General features: G+C 65.1%; 21 protein-coding genes and 1 pseudogene. 15 read left to right on the forward strand and 7 right to left on the reverse strand.

Features of this window, described 5'->3' with window-relative positions; genetic code table 11:
• Positions 1–73: 73 nt before the first annotated feature.
• The gene (locus AB431_RS10125; RefSeq protein WP_144418454.1) at positions 74–520 is read left to right on the forward strand and encodes an MPT63 family protein; all 447 of its coding nucleotides are present in this window, start codon (positions 74–76) and stop codon (positions 518–520) included.
• Here AB431_RS10125 and AB431_RS10130 read toward each other — a convergent pair whose 3' ends face one another.
• The 5 genes from AB431_RS10130 to AB431_RS10150 are packed head-to-tail and all read right to left on the reverse strand — an operon-like array spanning position 521 to position 6,367.
• A complete protein-coding gene (locus AB431_RS10130; protein WP_047329803.1) occupies positions 521–1,279 on the reverse strand; it encodes a helix-turn-helix transcriptional regulator in 759 nt (252 codons plus the stop codon).
• Entirely contained in the window at positions 1,272–2,645 is a 1,374-nt protein-coding gene (locus AB431_RS10135; protein WP_047329804.1) for an MFS transporter, read from the reverse strand. Before AB431_RS10135 ends, AB431_RS10130 begins: the two co-directional genes overlap by 8 nt.
• Before the next feature lie 43 nt (positions 2,646–2,688).
• Complete coding sequence (locus tag AB431_RS10140; protein WP_047329805.1) at positions 2,689–3,921, reverse strand: glycosyltransferase family 4 protein; 1,233 nt, start codon at positions 3,919–3,921, stop codon at positions 2,689–2,691.
• Positions 3,918–5,480, reverse strand: coding sequence for a glycoside hydrolase family 57 protein (locus tag AB431_RS10145; RefSeq protein WP_047329806.1), 1,563 nt, complete (start codon positions 5,478–5,480; stop codon positions 3,918–3,920). The genes AB431_RS10140 and AB431_RS10145 overlap by 4 nt, the downstream gene beginning before the upstream one ends.
• A gap of 41 nt (positions 5,481–5,521) precedes the next feature.
• Positions 5,522–6,367 carry a class I SAM-dependent methyltransferase gene (locus tag AB431_RS10150; RefSeq protein WP_369803008.1) on the reverse strand — a complete coding sequence of 282 codons (846 nt, stop codon included), beginning with the start codon at positions 6,365–6,367 and terminating at the stop codon, positions 5,522–5,524.
• A gap of 136 nt (positions 6,368–6,503) precedes the next feature.
• Here AB431_RS10150 and AB431_RS10155 point away from each other — a divergent pair, with 136 nt between their 5' ends.
• The 7 genes from AB431_RS10155 (at position 6,504) to AB431_RS30375 (ending at position 12,983) form a co-directional block, all read left to right on the forward strand.
• Positions 6,504–7,298, forward strand: a complete 795-nt coding sequence (locus AB431_RS10155; protein WP_047329808.1) for an electron transfer flavoprotein subunit beta/FixA family protein — start codon at positions 6,504–6,506, stop codon at positions 7,296–7,298.
• 41 nt (positions 7,299–7,339) lie between these two features.
• Positions 7,340–8,296, forward strand: a complete 957-nt coding sequence (locus AB431_RS10160) for an electron transfer flavoprotein subunit alpha/FixB family protein (protein WP_047329809.1) — start codon at positions 7,340–7,342, stop codon at positions 8,294–8,296.
• 132 nt (positions 8,297–8,428) lie between these two features.
• Entirely contained in the window at positions 8,429–9,271 is an 843-nt protein-coding gene (locus AB431_RS10165; protein ID WP_047329810.1) for a GNAT family N-acetyltransferase, read from the forward strand.
• Positions 9,268–10,104, forward strand: a complete 837-nt coding sequence (locus tag AB431_RS10170) for a 1-acyl-sn-glycerol-3-phosphate acyltransferase (protein WP_047329811.1) — start codon at positions 9,268–9,270, stop codon at positions 10,102–10,104. The genes AB431_RS10165 and AB431_RS10170 overlap by 4 nt, the downstream gene beginning before the upstream one ends.
• 57 nt (positions 10,105–10,161) lie before the next feature.
• On the forward strand, positions 10,162–11,367 hold the full coding sequence (locus AB431_RS10175; protein WP_047329812.1) for a cysteine desulfurase family protein: 1,206 nt from the start codon (positions 10,162–10,164) through the stop codon (positions 11,365–11,367).
• Entirely contained in the window at positions 11,364–12,443 is a 1,080-nt protein-coding gene (gene mnmA, locus AB431_RS10180) for a tRNA 2-thiouridine(34) synthase MnmA (RefSeq protein ID WP_047329813.1), read from the forward strand. The genes AB431_RS10175 and mnmA overlap by 4 nt, the downstream gene beginning before the upstream one ends.
• Before the next feature lie 153 nt (positions 12,444–12,596).
• A complete protein-coding gene (locus tag AB431_RS30375; protein WP_144418229.1) occupies positions 12,597–12,983 on the forward strand; it encodes a hypothetical protein in 387 nt (128 codons plus the stop codon).
• A 462-nt stretch (positions 12,984–13,445) separates the two neighbouring features.
• On the opposite strand, the gene AB431_RS30790 is transcribed toward AB431_RS30375, so the two are convergent.
• Positions 13,446–13,592, reverse strand: a complete 147-nt coding sequence (locus AB431_RS30790) for a hypothetical protein (protein WP_158423531.1) — start codon at positions 13,590–13,592, stop codon at positions 13,446–13,448.
• Positions 13,593–13,713: 121 nt separating this feature from the next.
• Between AB431_RS30790 and AB431_RS10190 the strand changes: the two genes are divergently transcribed.
• Positions 13,714–14,133, forward strand: a complete 420-nt coding sequence (locus tag AB431_RS10190; RefSeq protein ID WP_047329815.1) for a hypothetical protein — start codon at positions 13,714–13,716, stop codon at positions 14,131–14,133.
• A gap of 181 nt (positions 14,134–14,314) precedes the next feature.
• Positions 14,315–15,976 (forward strand): CHASE2 domain-containing protein, encoded by a 1,662-nt coding sequence (locus tag AB431_RS10195; RefSeq protein ID WP_144418230.1) that lies wholly within the window; start codon positions 14,315–14,317, stop codon positions 15,974–15,976.
• 315 nt (positions 15,977–16,291) lie between these two features.
• On the opposite strand, the gene AB431_RS10200 is transcribed toward AB431_RS10195, so the two are convergent.
• Complete coding sequence (locus AB431_RS10200; protein ID WP_047329817.1) at positions 16,292–17,296, reverse strand: patatin-like phospholipase family protein; 1,005 nt, start codon at positions 17,294–17,296, stop codon at positions 16,292–16,294.
• Between the two features lie 271 nt (positions 17,297–17,567).
• Between AB431_RS10200 and AB431_RS10205 the strand changes: the two genes are divergently transcribed.
• The 5 genes and pseudogenes from AB431_RS10205 to AB431_RS29505 all read left to right on the forward strand — a co-directional run bounded on the left by AB431_RS10205 (position 17,568) and on the right by AB431_RS29505 (position 22,540).
• Entirely contained in the window at positions 17,568–18,032 is a 465-nt protein-coding gene (locus tag AB431_RS10205) for a RyR domain-containing protein (RefSeq protein WP_158423532.1), read from the forward strand.
• A gap of 513 nt (positions 18,033–18,545) precedes the next feature.
• Positions 18,546–18,905 (forward strand): annotated as a pseudogene (locus AB431_RS31550) (NAD-binding protein); the annotation flags it as partial.
• Between the two features lie 60 nt (positions 18,906–18,965).
• The gene (locus tag AB431_RS31195; protein ID WP_235435876.1) at positions 18,966–20,108 is read left to right on the forward strand and encodes a RyR domain-containing protein; all 1,143 of its coding nucleotides are present in this window, start codon (positions 18,966–18,968) and stop codon (positions 20,106–20,108) included.
• Positions 20,109–20,122: 14 nt separating this feature from the next.
• A complete protein-coding gene (locus AB431_RS10215; RefSeq protein WP_047329819.1) occupies positions 20,123–21,262 on the forward strand; it encodes a toll/interleukin-1 receptor domain-containing protein in 1,140 nt (379 codons plus the stop codon).
• 33 nt (positions 21,263–21,295) lie between these two features.
• Positions 21,296–22,540, forward strand: a complete 1,245-nt coding sequence (locus AB431_RS29505) for a toll/interleukin-1 receptor domain-containing protein (protein ID WP_158423533.1) — start codon at positions 21,296–21,298, stop codon at positions 22,538–22,540.
• Positions 22,541–22,592 lie beyond the last annotated feature (52 nt).

A 22,592-nucleotide genomic window follows, 5' to 3' on the forward strand; every position in this document is an offset into this window, starting at 1 on the left:
AGAGGCGTCCATTCAAGTCTTCGTCGGGGAGGGCAGTGTGAAAATTTCCCGTTCCATCAAGGCTGTACTGGCCATGGCGATGAGCGGACTCATCGTGCTGGCGGCCGCACCATTGTCGGCGGCGGCCGGGTATCCCATCGTCGGCAAGTTGGGTAGCGCGCTGACGATGACCGACAGCGTCGGGCAGGTCGCCTTGAGCTGGAAGGTCAGCGGCCTCAAACGCAGCAATGACGTGATGCCCGGCTACCCGGTGGCCGGCCAGCTGTGGGAGGCGACCGCGACCGTGAACGCGATCAGCGGGCCCGTCACACCTGCTATCTCGCAGTTCAATGCGGTCGCTCCCAACCAGGCGGCCTACCGCGTGCTGTGGATGGTCGCCGCACCATCGAACATCAGCGGCGCGACGATCCCGCAGGGCGCGACCGCGACGGGCAAGATTCACTTCGACGTCACCGGTCCGGCGCCGACGACGATCACCATGAACAACGGCATGGAGGACCTGCTGATCTGGACGCCGTGACTACCAGTCGATGGCGAACGCTTCGGCCAGCACGCTCTGACCGGTGGCGGTCACGGTGACCGCACGGCCACGCTGAGCGCGCGCCAGCCAGCCCGCCGACATGAACCGGTCCAGCAGCGCGCGGCCGACGCCGCCGCCGAGATGGTGGCGCTGCTCGGTCCAGTCCACGCAATAGCGGATCAGCGGCCGTCCACTGGCCGGCAGGACGACGCCGAGCTCGGTGAGGAACGCGCGCCCCGAGCCGGTCAGCTCGTAGCGGACGTCGTGGCCGAAGTTGCTCAGCGAGTCGTGGACGTCGCGGGTCGGGTCGTAGCGACCATCGCCGCCGATCAGGACGCCGCGGTCGAGCAATGAGCCCATGAGTGCGACCCCGAGCCGGCCGGCGAGATGGTCGTAGCAGGTTCGCGCAGCGCGCAGCCGGGCTGCGCGGGTACCTTCCCGCAGTGAGCGCACGGGCCGCGGCGGCGAGAGCCGGACCAGGTTCTCCAGCAGCTCGGCGACGTGCGGGCCGGCCAGCCGGTAGTAGCGGTGCCGTCCGTGCGCCTCGACGCGCAACAGTCCGGCGGCGGTCAGCTTGGCCAGGTGGCTACTGGCGGTTGGCCGGCTGACACCGGCCTCGTCGGCGAGCACGCTGGCCGGGAGCGCGCGACCGTCGTCGAGCGCCAGCAGCACACTGCACCGCGCCGGGTCAGCCAACAGGGAGGCGACGGCGGCGATATCCGCGTCGCCGACGCTGGGCAGTTCCGCGGCGTCACGCATGGCTGGCCTCCTTCCGCGCCGTCGAGACCGTTGCTCCCTCTGGCTTACCCCACCGCACCGACAGCAGTGCGGCGACCAATTGGACCGCTGCACCGACGACAGTCGCCGCGAGCACCCCGCCACCCGAACCGAACAGCGAGCCCAGCGCGGCCGTGCCGACGGTGATGCCGGTCAGCCGCGCCAGGTTCACCAGCCCCGATCCCAGTCCGGTCCGTTCCGAGGGGACCGCCGCGAGTGCCAGACTGACCGCCGGGCCGGTCGTGATGGCCAGCCCCGCGCCGGTCAGCACCAGAGCGGTTTCGAGCAGCCAGATCGGCGCTGTCGGTCCGACCAGGCCGTAGAGCAATTGGGCAGCCGCCAGCACCGTCAGGCCGGCGGTGATCGCGATCCGAGGGCCGGTTCGACGGGCCACCACGGTGACGATCGGAATCAACGCGAGATAGGTCAGCGGCATCGGGACGAACTGCAGCGCGGTGGCCAGCGGTCCGGCGCCGCGCTGCTGCTGGAAGGCGATGCTGTTGATCAGCACCAGACCGTAGGTGCCGAACGTCATCGAGAACGTGGCCGCCAGGCCGACCGCCGTGGAGCGCCTGCGCAGGAGGTCGGGCGGGATCATCGGGTGCGCGATGTGCCGTTGGCGGACAATGAATCCCGCGATACAGCCGACGGCAACCAGGACGAGACCCGTCGTGGGGACGGTCCCGAGGTGACGGCCTTGGACCAGCACCAGAGTCAGCGTCGCCAGTGCGGCGGCGGCCGATGCCTGACTGCCGGCGTCGAGTCGGGATCGCCTTGGAGCCGACGATTCCGGCAGATGCCGATAGGTCATCGCGAATGCGACGACGCCGACGGGAACGTTCAGCCAGAAGATCGCCCGCCAACCTGCGGACTGGGTGAGGACGCCGCCGACAATCGGGCCCAGCGCCGTGGACGAGGCCGCAGCCATCGCCCACGCCGCGGTGGCCCGGGCCCGCCCCGCGGCATCGGGAAATGCCGCAGCCGCGATCGCCAGGCCCTGCGGGAGCATGAATGCCGCCGCCACACCCTGCACAGCGCGGCCGGCCAGCAGGATCGGCAGTGACGGAGCCAGCGCACAGCACAACGAGGCCGCCACGAATACGACAACGCCGAGGCGCAGCAACCGGCGCCGGCCGACCGCATCACCGAGGGCGCCGGCGCCGAGCAGCAGCGCCGCGAACGTCAGGTTGTAGGCGTCGACCGTCCACTGCGCGGCGGTCAGGCCGCCGCCTAGATCGGTGCTGATCGAGGGCAGCGCCAAGTTGACCGCGTTGCTGTCGATCAGGCCCAGCACCAGCCCGAGGTAGGCGGCGATCAGAGTCAGGGTCGAGGAGCGATTTTCCGGCATATCCGCACGCTAAGTGCGGAATGATTCGATGCCCGTCGAACTGTCAGCGCCCCGGCAGGGCGTGCTCGACGATCGGTCGACGCGGAAGTGGATCCCGTTCGTGGCGCTTGGCGGCCAGGTACACCTGCGCTGTCTCGGCGGCCACGGTGTGCCAATCGAAATCGGCGGTCAGCCGTTCGCGCGCGGCGATCGCCCGCCGTTGTGCCGCAACGGGATCGTCGAGAACGCGACGGACGGCCGCGGCCAGCGCGGTGACGTCACGCGGCGGGAACGAGACCCCGGTCTCGCCGTCGATCACCGCCTCGCCGAGGCCGCCGACATTGGAGGTGACCAGGGGAATGCCGGCAGCGGCCGCTTCGAGCGCGGCGATGCCGAACGGCTCGTAGTGGCTGGGCAGGACGGCGACGTCGGCGCGGCGCATCAGGCGCAGCAGCTCGTCGTGGTCGAGGCGACCTACAAAGTGAACGCACCTGAGTACCTTGTGCTTTCGGGCCACCTCCACGAGCCACTCCTGCTGTGTGCCGTCACCGGCGATCGTCAGGGTGGTCCCCGGGTGGGCGCGCCGGATGCGCGGCAGAGCGGCGATCGCCTCGTGCACGCCCTTCTCGTATTCCAGCCGCCCGATGTACAGCAGCTCCGGCGGACCGGGGTGAGCTTGCCGATGCGCGAATGGCCAACGGCTGGAGTCGATTCCATTGCGGATCACGACGATTTCGGCCAGGTCGGGACCGAACAGCTCGGAGATTTCGTCGGCCATCGACGCCGAACAGGCGATCAGCGAGTCCGACTCCCGGACGAACCACGATTCCACTGCGTGCACCTGACGGCTGATCTGTCCGGAAACCCAGCCTGAATGCCGCCCGGCCTCGGTCGCGTGGACAGTGGAAACCATTGGCACATCGAAGAATTCGGCGAGTGCGATGGCGGGGTGGGCCACCAGCCAGTCGTGGGCGTGAACAATGTCGGGCTGCCAGCCCTTGGCCTGCAGGGTCAGGCCGGCGCGAATCATGGCGTGTCCCATGGCCATTGTCCAGGCCATCATGTCGCGGCCGAAGTCAAACTCGTGCGGGTCCTGGGCGGCGGCGATCACCCGCACGCCCTCGTGTAACTCGTCGGTGGTCGGGTGCGTGCTGGGATCGGTGCCCGACGGCCGTCGGGCCAGCACCACCACCTCGTGGCCGTCGGCTGCCAGCGCGGTCGCCAATTGGTAGACGTGCCTGCCTAATCCGCCGATGATCACCGGCGGGTATTCCCACGACACCATCAGGATTTTCATCGGGGCAACCGCCGTGCGTCGAGTCCGCCGAACAGCCCGTCGGCCTTGTTCCAGCCGGCGGCCAGCCGCTCGGCGGCATCCCGCCGTCCCGACGCCAGCGCGTCCGAGATCTCGCGCGCGGCGTGGGCGTGCAGGTGGGCGCGGTAGCGCGCGTAGTCCGCCGCCGAATCCTTGCTGACCATGAACGGCCAGTCGCTGGACACCGTCAGCAGGGTTTCGCGCAGGATCTGGTCGGCGACGAAATCCCGGCTGAGGGACCCGCCGCTGTGCGCCAGGGCCTTGTCGACCGTCGCCAACGCGGTGTCGACGACCTCGGTGTTGAGCCGCACGATGTCGGCAACCTGCTCGCCGGCCCACACCTGCCAGTCCTTGCCGGATCCCCAAGAGCTGGGCGGCAATTCGACGGGCGCGCCGACGAAACCAGCTTCCAGTGCGTCGTTGAGAGTTCCTACGCGGATTCCGGCCTCCGGCAGCGCGCGCAGCAAGCGCTCCAGCCAGATCGGTCCCTCGTACCACCAGTGCCCGAACAACTCGGTGTCGAACGCGGCCACCACATGCGCGGGGCGGCCGATGCGCTGCGACTCCGAAATGAGTCGCTGGCGCACGACTCCGACGAAGTCGGCGACGTGGGTGTTGATGGCTGTGTCGGCACGCTGCGGGTCGTAGGGCGCCTTGGCCGCAGAGTCCACATTGCGGCCGGTGACGCGTGCGGGCTTGAGCCCGGTCAGGTGATCGTAGGTGTGGAAGTCGCGGTAAGCGGCATGCCCGGGGTAGCCCGACTTCGGCGACCACACCCGGTAACTGACCTGCAAGTCCCGGCCGAACGCCACTACGTCCGTTGCTCCGACCGGTCGCCCCAGCGCGGTGTCGCCGTGCAGCGAGGGCCCGTCGACCATGAAATGTCCAACGCCCGCGGCAGCGTAATCATGTTCCATGCCTGGGGCGTAAGCACATTCGGGTGCCCAGATGCCTTTCGGCGTGTGCGCGAAGCGCTGACCGGCGTCGGCCAGCCCCTCGCGCAACGCGAATTCGCGCAGCCGCGGATTGAGCAGCGGCTGGAACGGGTGGGCGAGTGGCCCGCCCAGCAACTCGACGGTGCCGGCATCGACCAGCTGACGCAGCAGCGGACTAGCGCCGTGGCGCCACAGCGTGCTGAACTCCTCGAGCGCTCGGCCCGCTTCGTCATACTCACGAATGCCGTACTTGCGCAACGCTTCCGGAGTCGTCGCCGTGCCGGCTTCGGCACCGGTCGGCGTGCGCAGGGTGGCCGCCTCGAGTGCCCGTAGCTGCCAGTTCGCCAGCCAGCGGTGCATGCCGTCCAGGCAGTACGGATCGTCGAGTTGAGCGGTGACCACCGGCGTCATGCCCAGCGTGATGACGCCACGACGATCCTCGGCTGCCAGTGTCCGCAGCACACGCATCAGCGGCAGGTAGGCCGCCGACCAGGATTGGTAGAGCCATTCTTCGCCGACCGGCCAGCGACCGTGGTGCGCCAGCCACGGCAGGTGGGTGTGCAGGACCAGGGTGAACTGCCCGGGCACCTGCTCGGTGGTCGGCATCGGCGGGCAGGAGCGAAGCGACCCGGGGATCGGCTGTGAGCTCATACGCGCACCGCGATGGCCACCAGATCCAGGCTGTCGTCGATATTCCGCTCGCTCGCGCCCAACAGGTCGAAGTCCTCACAGCGCACGGCCGCCACATCGGCAAGCAGGTCCTCAGGCCATACCGCGCCGGCCAGCGCGCGGTCGATCTGCGCACCGATGATCGAGCCGCCGTGGCGCTGGTCCATCGCGACCAGAGCCGCTCCGTGAAAGACCCCACTCATCGAGCGCACCTCGAATCCACCGTCGGTCAGCAACTCAGCGAGCTCCATCGCGTTGAGTTCACGGGTGTGGAACGGGTTGACCGGCGTCTCCAGGCCGGGAGAGAAGGTGATGCGATTCGGCGTCGACATCAGCAGCAGGCCGCCCGCCCGCAGCACCCGCGCGCATTCGGCCACGAATTGTGGCTGATCCCACAGATGCTCGATGACCTGGAAGTTCACCACAACGTCAACTGAAGCGTCCGGCAGCGGCAGCGCGGCCAGATTGCCCTCGACGACCTCGACACCCGGGTAGCGCGCAGCGACGTGCGCCACGGTGGCCGCGTCATAGTCCACAGCCACCACCCGGCGGGCGACCGAAGCGATCAGGTCAGCACCGTAGCCCTCGCCGCAACCGGCTTCCAGCACGTCACGACCTGCGCAAAGGTCGAGCAGGCAGCGATAGACGACCTCGTGGCGGCGAAACCAGTAGTTCTCTTCCGCCAGCCCGGGGATGGTCCGTTCGCCGGTCAGCGGTAAATCGCTGTCACCTGCGTCAGTTACGAATGCGCTCATTGCAAGGCAGGCTAACCTGAAGTTGGCGGTTCGCGAACTGCTCGGTACCGATGGGCTGCTAATACACAAACTTCGACCAGCTATGGTGTTTCTGCGAACCACGCTAAGTTACCCATCGGTAACATGATGTGTGTTGCGGAATGACCAAAGAGTCTTGCGACCTTCGCTGGCCGCAGGACGCCTGCCAGGAGGACGTAGAAGACTCATGACGAACATCGTGGTCCTGATCAAACAGGTCCCAGACACGTGGTCCGAGCGCAAGCTGTCCGACGGTGACTACACGCTCGATCGCGACGCCGCCGATGCCGTGCTGGACGAGATCAACGAGCGGGCCGTCGAAGAAGCCCTGCTGATCAAGGAGCGGGAAGGCGATGCCGCCGGCACCGTCACCGTCCTGACGGCGGGCCCGGAGCGCGCCACCGAGGCGATCCGCAAAGCGCTGTCGATGGGTGCCGACAAGGCCGTACACCTGCTCGACGACGGCTTGCACGGCTCCGACATGGTGCAGACCGGCTGGGCGCTGGCCCGTGCCCTGGGCGCCATCGAGGGCACCGAACTGGTCATCGCCGGTAACGAGGCCACCGACGGAACCGGCGGCGCGGTCCCGGCCATCATCGCCGAGTACCTCGGCCTGCCCCAGCTGACGCACCTGCGCAAGGTGAGCGTCGAGGGCGGCAAGATCACCGGCGAGCGGGAGACCGACGACGGCGTGTTCACCCTGGAGGCCTCACTTCCCGCGGTCATCAGCGTCACCGAGAAGATCAACGAGCCGCGCTTCCCGTCCTTCAAGGGCATCATGGCCGCGAAGAAGAAGGAAGTGACCACCCTGACGCTGGCCGAGATCGGCGTCGAGGGCGACGAGGTCGGCCTGGCCAACGCCGGAACCTCGGTGCTGTCGTCGACTCCGAAGCCGCCCAAGACCGCGGGCGAAAAGGTCACCGACGAAGGCGACGGCGGCACGAAGGTCGCCGAGTACCTGGTTGCCCAAAAGATCATCTAACCCTTCCCCGGACATTCGAAAGACTAAGAGGCTGAACAGCAATGGCTGAAGTACTTGTGCTCGTCGAGCACGCCGAAGGTGCGGTGAAGAAAGTCACCGCAGAACTCATCACCGCCGCCCGCACTCTGGGCGAGCCGTCCGCCGTGGTGATCGGTGCCCCCGGCACCGCCGCACCGCTCGTCGACGATCTCAAGGCCGCCGGTGCGGCCAAGATCTACGTTGCCGAGTCCGACGACGCCGCGAACTATCTGATCACCCCGTTCGTCGACGTGTTGGCGTCGCTGGTGGAGTCGGCGACTCCGGCCGCCGTGCTGCTGGCCGCCAATGCCGACGGCAAGGAGATCGGCGGCCGGCTGGCCGCACGGACCGGTGCCGGTGTGCTGTCCGACGTCGTCGAGGTCAAGGAGGGCGGCAAGGCCATCCACTCCATCTTCGGTGGCGCCTTCACCGTCGAGGCCCAGGCCACGGGTGACACCCCGGTGATCACGCTGCGCCCCGGTGCCGTCGACGCTGCGCCGCAGGCCGGTGCCGGCGAGCAGGTCAACGTGGAGGTGCCCGCGCAGGGCGACGGTGCCACCAAGATCACCAAGCGTGAGCCCGCCGTGGCCGGTGACCGTCCGGAGCTCACCGAGGCCAGTGTCGTGGTCTCCGGTGGCCGTGGTGTCGGTAGCGCCGAGAAGTTCTCCGTGGTCGAGGACCTGGCCGACTCGCTCGGTGGCGCCGTCGGCGCCTCCCGTGCCGCCGTCGACTCCGGCTACTACCCGGGCCAGTTCCAGGTGGGCCAGACCGGCAAGACGGTCTCGCCGCAGCTGTACATCGCGCTGGGCATCTCCGGGGCGATCCAGCACCGCGCAGGTATGCAGACGTCCAAGACGATCATCGCGGTGAATAAGGACGAGGAAGCGCCGATCTTCGAGATCGCCGATCTCGGCATCGTCGGCGATCTGTTCAACGTCACCCCGCAGCTGACCGACGCGGTCAAGGCCCGCAAGGGTTAATCAGTCGACAAAGCCCCCGAACACCGGTTTCCGGTGTTCGGGGGCTTTTCGCTTTTATTGGTCATCGAGCGTGCACGAACACGTCACGCGGGCGTTGACATCCCGCTGAACGACTCGGCAACCGTTTCAGCTATGAGCACTGCATCTGTACTCATAGCCCCCGACCGGAACGAATCCGCCGCACTGCGCGGCCCGCGCTACTCGCTACTGCTGTCCACCGACCCCACCCTGATCGACGCGGCGCAGCGGCTGCGGTATCAGGTGTTCACCACTGAGCCCGGCTACGCACTGCCCACCGACGGCGACGGGCGTGACGCCGATCGGTTCGACGAATTCTGCGACCACCTCCTGGTGCGGGAGGACACCTCCGGTGAGCTCGTCGGCTGCTATCGCATGCTGCCGCCACCCGGTGCGATCGCGGCCGGAACTCTCTACACCGCAACCGAATTCGACATCAGCGCACTCGATGAGCTGAGGCCGTCGCTGGTGGAGATGGGCCGCGCGGTAGTGCGTGCCGACCACCGCAACGGCGCCGTGGTGCTGCTCATGTGGGCAGGCATCCTGGCCTACCTGGACCGCTGCGGCTACGACTACGTCACCGGATGTGTCTCGGTTCCCACGCACTCAGACGACCCGGCGGGTCCACCTCCAGGTTCTCAGATTCGCGGGGTGCGCGACTTCGTACTGCGCCGCCACGCCGCGGACCCCGAGCACATGGTGTACCCGTACCGGCCGGTCGTGGTGGACGGTCTGGGCCTCGACGACATCGCACCACCGACGCGGCCGACCATTCCGCCGCTGATGCGTGGCTACCTGCGCCTCGGCGCCCGGGTCTGCGGTGAACCGGCCCACGATCCCGAATTCGGTGTCGGGGACTTCCCGGCCCTGCTGGCCAAGCGGCAGGCCGATACCCGCTATTTGACCAGGCTGCGGTCGGTATCGGCGGCCAGCGAGATGGCTGGGGGAATGGCATGACGGTGACCGAGCACGCCTGGCTGCCGCGTGCATTGTGTGACGACAGTTGTGTGCGCGCCGGCGGCGCCCCGCCGTCGCGACGGGTGATCGCGGCCGTGCGCGCGGGAATCCGCATCACGTCGGCGCTGATGCTCTTGCTGGTGGTGCCACTGCTGGCGGTGCCGGTGCCGGGCCGTGGGCGCGCGCAGCGGCTGTACTGCCGAAGCTTCTTGCGCTGCCTTGGTGTGCGAATCACTGTGTCCGGCGGGCCGATTCGCAACCTGCGCGGTGTGCTGGTGGTCAGTGGCCACGTCTCCTGGGTGGACATCTTCGTCATCGGCTCGGTGCTGCCCGGCGCGTTCGTCGCGCGGGCCGACCTGGTCGACTGGCCTGCCGTCGGGTTGGCCGCGCGGATCATGAAGGTCATCCCGATCGACCGGTCCAGCCTGCGTCGGCTGCCGCAGGTGGTCGCAACGGTGGCCGAGCGGCTTCGCCATGGCCAGACCGTCGTCGCGTTCCCCGAAGGAACCACGTGGTGTGGCCTGGCTTACGGCCAATTTCGCCCGGCGATGTTTCAGGCCGCCGTGGATTCGGGACGCCCGGTGCAGCCCCTGCGGCTGACCTACCACCACCGCGACGGCCGCCCGTCGACGGTGACGGCGTTCGTCGGCGACGACACGCTGTGGCAATCGCTGAGCCGCACGGTTCGTACCCGGGTGACCGTCGTCGACGTCGAGGTTGCGTCGCTGGAATTGCCCGGCACCGACCGGCGCGAACTGGCGGCGCGCTGCGAGGTGGCCGTTCGGGGGCAGATCGCCCCGCGCTTCGAGCACAGCCACGCACTGGCGGGCTGACCGGGCCAGATCCGCGCGGTCAGGAAGCACTCCGCCTGCCGGTATCCTGGACGGGCTATGAGCCCGACCGCCGGTCCGGTGTATCTCGACCACGCTGCCACCACCCCGATGTATCCCGCTGCCATCGAGGCGATGACGGCTGCGCTGGGCACCGTCGGTAACGCCTCCTCGCTGCACACCTCGGGCCGCGACGCCCGGCGGCGGATGGAGGAGGCCCGGGAGAGCCTTGCGGCGCGCCTGGGCGCTCGCCCGTCGGAAGTGATCTTCACCGCGGGCGGTACCGAGAGTGACAACCTCGCGGTCAAAGGGATCTATTGGGCGCGTCGTGACGCCGAGCCCGGACGTCGCCGCATCGTGACCACCGCTGTCGAACACCACGCGGTCCTCGACGCCGTCACCTGGCTGGCCGAGCACGAGGGCGCCGACGTCACATTCCTGCCGACCGAACCCGACGGGTCGGTGACGGCGGGTGCGTTGCGTGAAGCGCTGACCGAGCAGGACGACGTGGCGCTGGTCTCGGTGATGTGGGCCAACAACGAAGTCGGCACGATCATGCCGATCGCTGAACTGGCCGCGGTCGCCGCCGAGTTCGATGTGCCGATCCACAGTGACGCCGTCCAGGCGGTCGGCCACATCCCGGTGGACTTCACCGGGTCAGGTTTGTCGGCGATGAGCCTGGCAGCGCACAAGTTCGGCGGACCGACCGGTGTCGGTGCGTTGCTGCTGCGCCGTGCCACGACCTGTGTCCCGCTGCTGCATGGCGGCGGTCAAGAACGCGATGTCCGGTCCGGCACACCGGATGTCGCGGGTGCGGTCGCGATGGCGGCGGCAGCTGACGTCGCCGTCGAATCGCTCGACGCCACCGGTGCGCGGCTGCGCGGTCTGCGCGAGCGGCTGATCAACGGAGTCTTGACTACGATCGACGACACCGGAGTCAACGGCGCCCTCGGTGATCGGCGGCTGCCGGGCAACACCCACTTCACGTTCCGCGGCTGCGAGGGTGACTCACTGCTGATGTTGTTGGACGCCAACGGAATCGAATGCTCAACCGGCTCGGCCTGCACGGCCGGGGTGGCTCAGCCGTCCCACGTCCTGCTGGCCATGGGCGCCGACCCCGAAGCGGCCCGTGGTTCGCTGCGGTTGTCGCTCGGCCACACCAGCACCGAGGCCGACGTCGACGCGGCGCTGCGGGTGTTGCCGGCCGCGGTCGAGCGGGCCCGCCAGGCCGCACTGGCCAGTTCGTCACTGGGGGTGCTGCGATGAGGGTGCTGGCCGCGATGAGCGGTGGCGTCGATTCGTCGGTCGCCGCCGCGCGAATGGTCGACGCCGGCCACGAGGTCGTCGGGGTGCACCTGGCATTGTCGCGCGAGCCGGGCACGCTGCGGACCGGTTCGCGCGGCTGCTGCTCCAAAGAGGACGCCGGCGACGCGCGCCGGGTTGCCGATGTGCTCGGAATCCCGTTCTATGTCTGGGATTTCGCCGACAGGTTCGCCGAAGACGTGATCGACGACTTCGTCTCCTCCTATGAACGCGGCGAGACCCCGAACCCCTGCGTGCGCTGCAACGAGAAGATCAAGTTCTCGGCGTTGGCGGCCAAGGCGCTGGCGCTGGGCTTCGATGCGGTGGCCACCGGCCACTACGCCCGGCTGTCGGCAGGCCGGCTGCGCCGTGCGGTCGACGTCGACAAGGACCAGTCCTACGTGCTCGGTGTGCTGACCGCTCAGCAATTGCGCCACGCGGCGTTCCCGATCGGCGACACCCCCAAGCCGGCGATCCGCGAGGAGGCTGCGCGGCGCGGGCTGGCGGTGGCCGAAAAGCCCGACAGCCATGACATCTGCTTCATCCCTTCCGGCGATACCCAGGCCTTCCTGGGTGCCCGGATCGGGGTGCGGCGTGGAACGGTCGTCGACGACGCCAGCGGTGCGGTGCTCGCCGAGCACGACGGGGTGCACGGGTTCACCATCGGCCAGCGCAAAGGCCTCGGGATCGCGGGGCCCGGACCGGACGGCCTGCCGCGCTACGTCACCGCAATCGACGCCGAATCGCAGACGGTGCGGGTGGGGGCGAAAGAAGACCTCGAAGTGCGGTCGCTGACCGGCGCCCGCCCGGTGTTCACCTCCGGTGTCGCGCTCGCCGGGCCGGTGGAGTGCGAGGTCCAGGTGCGCGCCCACGGCGGCGTGGTGCCTGCCGTCGCCGAAGTGGCCGGCGGTGAGCTGGCAGTGGCCTTGCGGACCCCGCTGCGCGGCGTCGCGCCGGGGCAGACGTTAGTGCTGTACCGGCCGGACCCGGCCGGCGACGAGGTGATCGCCAGCGCGACGATCAGCGCGTCGTCCAGCTGATCAAAGGCGGGACGGTATGCGCGCGCGGGGCGCATGATGACTCGCATGGGACGAGTTGCCATACCGCGGTCGTTGTCGCGTTGTTGGGGCGGATTGATAAAGACACTTCCAGTTGTCGCAGTCGCTGCTCTCAGCGTGTCCTTCGCTGGCTCGGTGCACGCCGATATCACGCCGTACGTGAAGCTGCCCGGAATGGCCGTTTGTCAGGTCGATCTGGATAGCGTTGTTTGCGAGAGTAATTGGCCCCAAGCGCCGGTGACGTCATGCCCGCAGTGCCCGGACGTGATGCACATGGATCAGGCCGTGGTCGACGCCATGGGCAACCTCATCTGGCGTGACGCCAATATCGGTGATCCCGAGACGGCCGGTCCGGGTTGGTTCGAACTGACGGCATCTCAGCCGTATCGCGGCTATGGCTGGACGGGCGAAATTAATCCTTCGGGTCGTGTCACATTCGGCAATGACTTGACTGGTCACGGTCTTGAAATAACCTGGGTCGTGGACCGTGATGCGAGCCATGCCGAGATCAGCACGTTCTGAAACGGGTTCGAAGAATCACGATGGCTATGATCGGCGACCAGAAGGCGTTGGTTCGGCGCCGTTCATGAGCTGCGACCCCATTCGTCGGCGAAGGGCGTCGGTGGAGTCCGGAACTTTTCACAACGCTCAAAGCTAACCCCGGCAGCACCCGCAGTTGTCTTCGAGCTAACCGATTCGAAATCGACCCGAGCCCTTTCAAGGTCAAACATATTGCCGGGCAGACACTCTCAGTGTTCGAGGCGGGCGAAGTCGCCCTTGAGCTACGGGAGGCCCAGCGCGCTGTCGCCTAAGGCAAAAGTCGCTGCCGGGAACCACACTGGTTTACCTTGCTTTAATTGCACTTTTGACACCGAAGCGACTTGTTCGGTGACAGACTTGCGGCCGACATATGGTTGTCGGTCAATGGACTTCGACGGTGCAGAGTTGCCGAGGCCGGCGGGGAGGAGTTTATGTGAGACCACGTCAGTACTTCATGATCAGCGTTGTGGTGACTGCTATTACGGCGGTCGCGGCATGCGGTTCCAGCAGCAGTCCACCCGCACCAGTTGAAACCAACAATCCGATGCCGGTTTCAGTGGGCTCTAGCAGTACGTTGCCAGCATCGGTCACCACCGTTAGTTCGTTGTCAACCCCAACCAGTGCTGCCGCCGCGGGCACCGGGGAGGTTCGGTTGGGTTGCGGGACTCACTGCCAAACTGCCGGCGGTTACGGCGCACCGACGGTTCCTGGAATGCTGGACGTTGTAAGAATCAAGAGCGGCACGGTAAGTCTCGATGCCGACGGATACGTGCCGGTTACCGTCACGTGTCTGATTCCTGCCACTTGCCGGGGTATTCTCCTGATCGACCTGACTGGCTACACGGAACCTCCGTCTACAACGCGCGTTGAGTATGCGGGTCGTTCCGACTTGTTGGTAGAAGCCAATTCCGTTCAAACGATTGGGGTACCGCTCACTGCCGGCGCAGAGGCGTTTGTACGAGCAAACAGCCCGGTGACTGCCCACGTGCATGGCGATGCCCAAGCCACGGTGGACTGCTCTGCAATCCCACAGCTGGCCGCGCACTGCGCCACGACCGTCGCGGCCGATTCGCGTGCAGGTGACGGTCTTGAGCGGTTGTTCGGCGAGGAACTCCAGCTGAACGCGATGTAACTGCGGTGGGTATGTGGACCAGGCAGGCGTTTTCGGACCATGAGTGGTCTCTTTCGCTTCTGCCGGACTGGAGGCAATTGGCGTTGACTGGGCGCAGCGATTCGCCAAGCGCAGCGCAGATATCCGTGGACCATCGGAATCGGCAGTCCCGTAACAGGATTTGGGTCGAATTGGGCTTTCGGTGGGAATCAACGTGATTGGGGGTGACCCCGACTCCAAGAGCGCAGCAGCCAGCTGGCGATTCCGTCGTTTCGCCATACGCCACGTGCTAGTCGTCGGCGTTGCAGTTGTCGTCGCCGGCCTGATGGCTGCGCTCTACAGCATGAGCGGGTTACAGCACTGGGAGCGAACCAGTATCGATACCCGATTCTGGGTGCGAGGCCCCCAGTCACCCGGACAAGATGTCGTGATCATCGGCATCGATCAAAAGTCGTTGACAGCGCTGAACGTACAGCTACCGATTCCGCGGGCGGACTACGCCAGGGTGCTGGACCGACTTCACGAGGCTGGACCCCGGGTCGTCGCGATCGACACCCAATTCATCGGAAGCTCGGGACCAGACGATGACCGGATGCTGCTCGCTGCGATCGCCAGAGATGGTCCGGTGGTATTGGCCACTCACGAAGGTGATCAGGGGCCGATCCCAGTGCCCGCAGGCGTTGACGATGCGCAGGGCGCGTTACCTGCAAGTGCTGCGATCGACAAAGATCCTGACGGCGTCCTGCGGAGAATGTTGTTTGCGCCAGTGCAACTTCCAACGCTGGCAGTGCGTACTGCAGAGATCTTCAAGGGAAGCGCAGTCCCACCCTTCTCCCACGAATGGATTGACTTTCGCGGCGGTGCAGGAACTTTCCCTCACTACTCATTCACGGACGTGATGGCGGGCATCGTGCCGCCGGCCGCTTTTGCCGGGAAGGCGGTGTTGATCGGCAGTACCGATCCTGTGAACGACATGTTCGTAACCTCGATCTCGTCGGTGCCAATGCCCGGTGTCGAGATCCAGGCCAACGCCCTCTGGACGTTGCTCGCGGGAGTTCCTCTGCGATCGGTGGCCGCACTGGTCGACCTCCTGTTGATCCTCATCGCTATTGCGATCCCGACCGTCATCGGTGCTCGGGTGCCAGCGCTCTATAGCTTCGGCGCTGCGCTAGCTACTGCCCTCGGATTTCTATTCGGGGCGCAATTCGCCTTCGATCGCGGATGGATCGTGTCGGTCGCGTACCCGCTCGTAGCTTTGGCCATCGCAACGGCGGGCGTGATCGCGGTGGATTCGTATATGGAGCGCCGCCAGCGTAAGGCACTCGAGAGTGCCCTCGGCGATCTTCTTCCTCCGCAGACGCCGCCTGCATTCTTCTTGAGCTACCGGCGCAGCCAAAGCGCTTGGCACGCCCGCGATATCAAGCGTGAACTGGTGAACCGCTTTGGCCCGTCCAGTGTGTTCATGGATAGATCATCTATTGAATACGGGGAAACATTTCCGGCCCGGATCCAAGATGCGATTCGCGGATGCAGCGTCATGTTGGTGCTTATCGGACCGAATTGGCTTGAGAGTGTGGATGGCAACCGGCGCATCGACGATCCGAACGACTGGGTGCGACGCGAAGTTGAGGCCGGGCTTCAGCGCCAAGAGGCAGTCGTTGTACCCACATTGTTAGAGGATGCAGTGAACTTGGTTGCTGAGCAGTTACCGGAGTCGATTGCCGCGTTGGCTTCGCTACACGCTGTCACGCTAACCGGCGACGATCTCGACGTGGAAATCGATAAATTGGTGCGGTCCATCCAGCGTGGACGAAGTCGCAATCGCGGTCCGACTGACGAAGCGGACGCCGGCCAGCGAAACTGATCACGGCAAATGCGGCGTCGCTGCTCGTTCATTGGCAGGACCTGAAGTCAGGCCACTCAGAGCGTACGGCGCGAATACCGTCGTTTGCGTCCGAGCCGGCGTCTGACCGCAACGGGGTCTTTCGCGGCTCGGCCGGTGCCTCGCCGCTTGTGCGACTTACACATTGCGCAGCCACGCCACGAACGTGATGGATGGTGGTTGGGCATAGTTGCTCCCAGAAGACTCCGCCAGAGGGCGAAGAGGACAACGATACCTCCCGAAGGGACGCGATGCCTAATGGCATTCTTTGCCGTCAGCCTCGGTGAAGGAGCGATGTCATCGAAACCGGTCGCGATAGTCCTGCCAGTCCCAGCGAGACAAAAACTCTTCAGCGGCCGCATAACCGCTTGCATAGAGGGTTTCGATTTCAATTTTCGAAGCATCGAAGTCGAGAACGCTGAGGCCGGATGATCGGACTTGGATGGTGCGCGCACTGACCCAGGGTTGTTCGAGATAAGCCTGATCGCGGCCGGACAGCATCGTCATGATCATCCGTTCCAGCAGCGGCGGCGCACCTAAACCGAACGCGGACAGCGCACGTGTGAGCCTGTCGCCGCCGGCAGCATTGCTGGGCATCACTGTGATCCCGAACGTGGGCCAGCGTGGTTTTCTGCCGTCGGTGCGGTCCAGCGAATCAATCGGGAAGTTCGACAGCAATCCGCCATCGACCAGCGTCGAGGTGAGCCGGGTGGCACTCCTTAATGACACTGGCCGAAAAAAGAAAGGTATCGACATCGAGGCGCGAACCGCATCGGCGACATAATGCTCGTCCGGGTCGTGTCCGTAGATCTGCCGGTAATCCCAGGGCAACCGAACCAGTCGTTCTCTCGTCAGGTCGGCCACGGTGACCACGAGGGCATAGCGGCGTTCCTCGGCGAGCGTCTCATCCTCGATGGCGAGGTCGCCAAATTTCGTGACACCCAGATTCTTCAGTTCACCGCGAATCCACTGATGGGCGTAGTCGCCCCGGTAGATTCCATCGCCGCGCATCAGTGCTAGAGCCGAACCGACGAACGGGACACGCTGAGCGCGTCCGCGGTCCAAGATCTTGCGGTAGTCGATCCCAAGCGCGATGTCTTTGAGTTGCTTGCCGGTCACTGCCCCGCGCCTGGTGGCCGCCGCCAAGACTGCCCCGATAATCGAGCCGGCAGAGGTGCCCGACACGCGCTGTGCGCGGTAGCCGGCGTCGACCAGTCCTGCGACCGCCCCCGCCAGCCCCACGCCCTTGACGCCACCGCCTGACAACACGAAATCGGCGTCGGTTCTCGCTTCCGGAGTCATGCGGTACCTCGTCTCGACTGCCGACACGGTGACCCTCGTGGCCGTGTCAAAGGACTGCGCTCATTTCACCAGCCCGCCGTACGCAGAGTCGGCATTCGACCGACATCGGAGTCGACTGGTTCTGTGACGACTTGAGCGTTGGACGACCGCGAATCGTCGAGACTCCATGAACACTACTGCTATTGCGTCGCAACCGAATAGCCAGTCGCGCGTGTGCAGCCGACGGCGGAATGGGCGTCACCCTCTCGCGTGCTTCGTTACAGTGATGCGGGTGGGTCGCGACCGTCAGTCTGTTGAAGTCATAGCGCGCGCAATCCATGAGCGTTGGCGTGTGGAGCAGCGCTCGGCCGGTGTCGTTGCGCCGCCTGCTTGGAATGAGCTGGATGAGTCGCGTCGAGACTCTAGCCGCGCTCATGCTCGCGACATCGCGACGAAACTTGAGCTAATCGGATGCGCGATCGCACCGCTAACCGATGCGGATGCCCGAGACTTCAAGTTCACCGATGACGAGGTGAAATATCTCGGCATCCACGAGCATGACCGTTGGGTCAAGGAGCGGGTGGCGGCCGGCTGGACGGCGGGGCCCAAGGACACCGCCGGTAAGACGACGCCGTATTTGGTGCCCTTCGACGAGCTCCCGGCAGACATCGCCGAGTACGACCTGCTGCTCGTCCGCGAAATCCCCAATTTGCTCGCTGCCGCGGGAATGCGGGTCGTGCGCGTAAACCCCGGCTGAATCGCGCAACAGGATCACGATGCCGGTGAGATGATCTCACCGATGAGTGCCTAGCCTGCGGTCCGTCGGGGGAGCTCTCACCACGGCGCGAGACGGAGAACCATGGCGAACTCCATGACACAAGCGACGGATTCCGCCGCCATGCCTAGCCGCGGTACGTCTACCATCGAATGGCCCGAAGGTTCGCGCGTGCGGCGCCTCCGTGAGTTGCGCTGGGCCGACCTGCGTTGGGAAATCCTCTTGGTCCTCGCCGTGGCGGCCCTGGTCTGTGGCTACCTCGGGTATCGCCAGTATTACGCGGCCCTTCCTCCTGGAGAGCCACCCAGCCGCTGGACGGACTACCTTTACCACGGCCTCGGACTTTTTGCGCCCGGTGCCGGACCGGAGCGGCCGGGGTTGCCGGTCCTGCTCGACATCGCCCGCTTTCTGTCACCCGCTGTGGCCGGATACGCCGCGCTGACTGCCCTCACGGCGCTCTTTCGGGATCGGGCGCAACAGATCCGCATTCCGTTCATGACGAATCACATCGTGGTGTGCGGTCTTGGATACGTTGCAGATGTATTCATCCACCACCTGCGTGAGGATGTAGCACCCAAGGGGGACAGGATTGCGACATACCTGGACAAGGCGTTTCGGCGTAATCCCAGGCGGTTGTCCCGCGCCGTGGTCGTCGTCGAGCTCGATCCGACAAACCCGCTGATCGATAAGTGCCGCCGACGGGGCGTAGCGGTGATCATCGGCGACGCGCAGTCGGAACGCACCTTGCGCGCCGCCGGACTCAGACATGCGTCGCACTTGCTGGCGGTCACCGACCAAGACGCGGTCAATGCCCAGATCGTTGCGATCGCCCGCGATATGGCTCGCGGTCGGCATCGACGGGTGCTGAATTGCCTGGCTCGGATCAACAATCCGGATCTGTGCGCTCTCTTACGAGTGCGGGAGCTGACGCGGGAGCTCACCACATCCAGCGACCATTCCGCGCAGCAGTCGCATGACAGTGCGTCGACTCTGCACTATTTCAATCCTGATGAGACTGCTGCGCGAATGTGGCTCGACGAGTGTCCCTTCATCGGAATCAACACTATGATTCCGCACCTGCTGGTCAGTCGGCTGGATCAGCTCGGCACCTGGTTGGTCCGGACTGCAGCACGCATGTGGTACGACTCGAATCCGAGCACTCCATTGTGGATCACGGTCGTCGACGAGGACGGGGAGAAGCGCGTCGCCGACCTCACGAGTCGCCATCCGGAATTGGAGCATGTCTGTCGGTTCTCTCCGCCCATCCGGGCGACCGCTCGTGACCTGCGACAGCTATCGGTGCGGCACACCGAAGATGGTGTGCCGCCACTGACACGGGCATACGTGACTGCCCCGCGTGACGAGATCGCAGCCGAAGAGGCGTTGAACCTGCGTCAGCTCCTTGATTCGCGGATTCCGGTGACCGTCGCACTATCGCGGACACACGGCGTGGCGAACCTTGTCAAAGACGCCCACAGAACAGGCTTGGACATCGAGGTCTTTCTCACCCTGGAGCAGATCTGTACGAAAGAACTCATTGAGGGCGGATCGTTCGAACCCATCGCGAAGGCCTTACACGAACGCTGGCGGGACATGGAATGCAAACCGGAGAAGCCAGACCCGCCTACATGGGATGAGCTCGACGACTCGCGGCGTAGATCCAACTTCAATCATGCCCGCGATATCAAAGCCAAGCTCCACGAGATGAAATGCGTTGTGACACCGCTCAGTGACTGGAAAGCAACAGATTTCGCCTTCACGGCGAACGAGATCGAGACGTTGGCCCGGCAGGAACACGAACGATGGAATGCGGATCGCTTGGGCGATGGCTGGCAGCTCGCGGCGACAAAGGACCCGGATCGGAAGCTCACGCCATACTTGGTCTCATTCAACGAACTCCAACAGAAGTTTCCCGAGATCGCCGAGTACGACCGCAATTTCGCCCGTGACTTGCCCGCGGTTCTGGCCTCGGTTGGATTGCAGATCAAGCGGCTCGATCTTTCAGCTGATGCATCCTCGACCGACGGTGAAGCCTTCGACAGCGCGGCTCACGCCTGAAGGCGGTGCGGGCTATGGCGCATGATGTGTTCATCAGTCATTCGTCGGTGGATAAGCCTGCGGCTGACGCTGTTTGCGCGGCGCTCGAGGCGAAGGGGGTTCGTTGCTGGATCGCTCCGCGTGATATCAAACCGTCGGAGAGTTGGGCGGCCGCGATCGTCGCCGCGATTCGCGGCGCACAGATAATTCTGTTGGTTTTCAGCCAGAATGCGCATGACTCGGAGCAGGTTCGACGGGAAGTCGAGCTCGCGGCGAGCGCGGCCAAACAGATTCTCGTTCTGTGCGTTGAGGATTCGATCAGCCACCGAGCGCTTACAGTGTCGACCCCGCATTGGCTCGATGCCGCCACTCCACCCTTCGAGGCACACTTGGAGAAGCTCGTCGTCCAGTGCCGGAGGCTGCTGGGGCGGCCCGATCGAGGACCGGCATGGCGCGACGAGCGCCGGCAGGTCAAGATTGCGTCGATCGCCGTCGTGATCGTCATTTTGGGCGTCGGTGTCGGTGTCGCCGAGGGGTTTTGGCGCTCCTCGCCGCCTCGGAGTGCTTCTCAAAGCGAGCTGTCGACAACGACACTGGTTCCCACTACATCTGCAACCCAATCCGTGGGTGTCGAGCCTCGTGCACAAATCGTTCAGCTGACCGGTTCATGGTCCGACGACGGGTTTCACAGGGCCGTTCGCGACCGCGACATCAACATAGTGAACCTCTACCTGCAGTCCGGCATGAGGGCGACGACTCTCTTCGACGGCGCGAGTGTCATTCTCTACGGCTTTCAAGGCCTCCCGCAGAATGGCGATCCCGTCGAATTGTTGAAGACGTTTCAAGCGGCAGGCTTTCACGTCGACGAGCAGTTGGAGGACAGCTATCTCATGGAAAAGCTGTCCAACGCTGGACCTAGGTCTATGCTTCCGATGCCGTTCAAATCGCCTCTGGCGCCGAAAGGATACGACGGTGGTAACGGAGGCCGATTCGTCGGGTCATTGTTGTTTTGGATTGTCCAACGCTCGACTTGGGTCGGCACAGATGAGGACAACGGCGTGATGAAGTATCTGGTCGACCAGGGTGCGGATTGCAAGGTTCCACTGGCGTTCCTCGACTTCCACAATATGGTCGACCTGCCTCAGTATCAGTTGATGAAGAGTTGCGCCAAGTGATGACCCCCGACAGTTCTCAAGGCGGTGCGGGCGTTGGCACATGACGTGTTCATCAGTCATTCTTCGGTAGATAAGCCCGCGGCCGATGCCGTATGCGCGGCGCTCGAAGCGAAAGGTATTCGTTGCTGGATTGCGCCGCGAGATGTCAAGCCGTCGCAGAGTTGGGCGGCCGCGATCGTAGCCGCGATCCGAGAGGCGCGCATTTTCCTGTTGGTGTTCAGCCGAAATGCCAACGAGTCGGACCAGGTCCAGCGGGAGGTCGAGCGGGCAGCGAATTCGGGCAAGCAGCTCCTGACCCTGCGGATCGAGGATGTCGCGCCTGAGGCTGCGCTTGAGTATTACTTGAATACGCCACACTGGCTAGACGCAATCACGCCGCCGTTCGAAGCACACCTGGAGAAGCTTGCCGATGCCTGCGTAAGCCTGTTGGCGTGGCTCGATTCCGCCGATGATGCGTCGGCTGCCGGTGGCGGACAGGTGGGCGGGGCGGGCTCCCGTAGGCAGTCGAAATTCACTGCCGACCGGCCACCCGTGCGGTGGTGGCATCGGCAACGTCGATCGGTGAAGGTGGCGCTGATTTCGCTAGCAGTCGTGATGGTGGCCGCCGTCGCGACTCTCGCCGGGCAGGCGGTGGGAACATCTCGGCAACACAACGCCACGCCGAGCATCAGTTCGGCGCCGCCGGCCACCACGGTCATTCAGGCAGCGCCGCTGCCACCCTCCCCGGTGAACACCGATCCGCGCGCGCAGATCGTCCAGCTCACCGGATCCTGGTCTGTTGATGGGTTTGTGAGTGCCATCGTCGATCGCGACACCCGCCTCGTCGCTTTGTATTTGCAGTCAGGCCTCAAAGCGACAACTCTGCAGAACGGTGCCAGTGCGATCCTCTTCGGATTCCAAGGTGTCTCCCAGAACGGCGATCCTGTCGAACTGGTCAAGACGTTTCAGGCGAGTGGATACAAGGTCGATGACGAACTACGCGACAGTTATCTTCTGCCGAAACTAGGGCAGAACCCGGTGATCTTCGATTCGCCGTTGACCCCGAAGGGTTACGAGGGTGGGCAGGGCGGCACATTCGTTGGCTCATTGCTGTTTTGGATTATTGAGCGTGCGAGCTGGAACGGCGTGTCCGACCAAGATAGCCAGGTCGTCGAATACCTGATCAGCCAGGGTGCGGACTGCAAAGTGCCCCTAGCCTTCCTCGGCACCGTCAACTACCTGTCCGATTCCGATGTGTACAAAAAGATGCATCCTGTCTTGCAGAGCTGTGGGAAGTGACCGATTCCGATCGCATGCACCCCTTCCCAGGACTGGTCGGGAACGCGGCTGT

This window comes from Mycobacterium sp. EPa45 (assembly GCF_001021385.1).
Lineage (GTDB): Bacteria > Actinomycetota > Actinomycetes > Mycobacteriales > Mycobacteriaceae > Mycobacterium.

What these genes read in the sequence shown, in the direction of transcription:
- AB431_RS10165 (WP_047329810.1), top strand. Translation starts at nt 8,429, where the DNA reads ATGAGCACTGCATCTGTACTCATAGCCCCCGACCGGAACGAATCCGCC.
- AB431_RS10175 (WP_047329812.1), top strand. Translation starts at nt 10,162, where the DNA reads ATGAGCCCGACCGCCGGTCCGGTGTATCTCGACCACGCTGCCACCACC.
- AB431_RS10135 (WP_047329804.1), bottom strand. Translation starts at nt 2,645, where the DNA reads ATGCCGGAAAATCGCTCCTCGACCCTGACTCTGATCGCCGCCTACCTC.
- AB431_RS10160 (WP_047329809.1), top strand. Translation starts at nt 7,340, where the DNA reads ATGGCTGAAGTACTTGTGCTCGTCGAGCACGCCGAAGGTGCGGTGAAG.
- AB431_RS10145 (WP_047329806.1), bottom strand. Translation starts at nt 5,480, where the DNA reads ATGCCGACCACCGAGCAGGTGCCCGGGCAGTTCACCCTGGTCCTGCAC.
- AB431_RS10190 (WP_047329815.1), top strand. Translation starts at nt 13,714, where the DNA reads ATGCTGGACGTTGTAAGAATCAAGAGCGGCACGGTAAGTCTCGATGCC.
- AB431_RS10170 (WP_047329811.1), top strand. Translation starts at nt 9,268, where the DNA reads ATGACGGTGACCGAGCACGCCTGGCTGCCGCGTGCATTGTGTGACGAC.
- AB431_RS10140 (WP_047329805.1), bottom strand. Translation starts at nt 3,921, where the DNA reads ATGAAAATCCTGATGGTGTCGTGGGAATACCCGCCGGTGATCATCGGC.
- AB431_RS10125 (WP_144418454.1), top strand. Translation starts at nt 74, where the DNA reads ATGGCGATGAGCGGACTCATCGTGCTGGCGGCCGCACCATTGTCGGCG.
- AB431_RS10130 (WP_047329803.1), bottom strand. Translation starts at nt 1,279, where the DNA reads ATGCGTGACGCCGCGGAACTGCCCAGCGTCGGCGACGCGGATATCGCC.
- mnmA (WP_047329813.1), top strand. Translation starts at nt 11,364, where the DNA reads ATGAGGGTGCTGGCCGCGATGAGCGGTGGCGTCGATTCGTCGGTCGCC.
- AB431_RS10155 (WP_047329808.1), top strand. Translation starts at nt 6,504, where the DNA reads ATGACGAACATCGTGGTCCTGATCAAACAGGTCCCAGACACGTGGTCC.
- AB431_RS10215 (WP_047329819.1), top strand. Translation starts at nt 20,123, where the DNA reads ATGGCGCATGATGTGTTCATCAGTCATTCGTCGGTGGATAAGCCTGCG.
- AB431_RS10200 (WP_047329817.1), bottom strand. Translation starts at nt 17,296, where the DNA reads ATGACTCCGGAAGCGAGAACCGACGCCGATTTCGTGTTGTCAGGCGGT.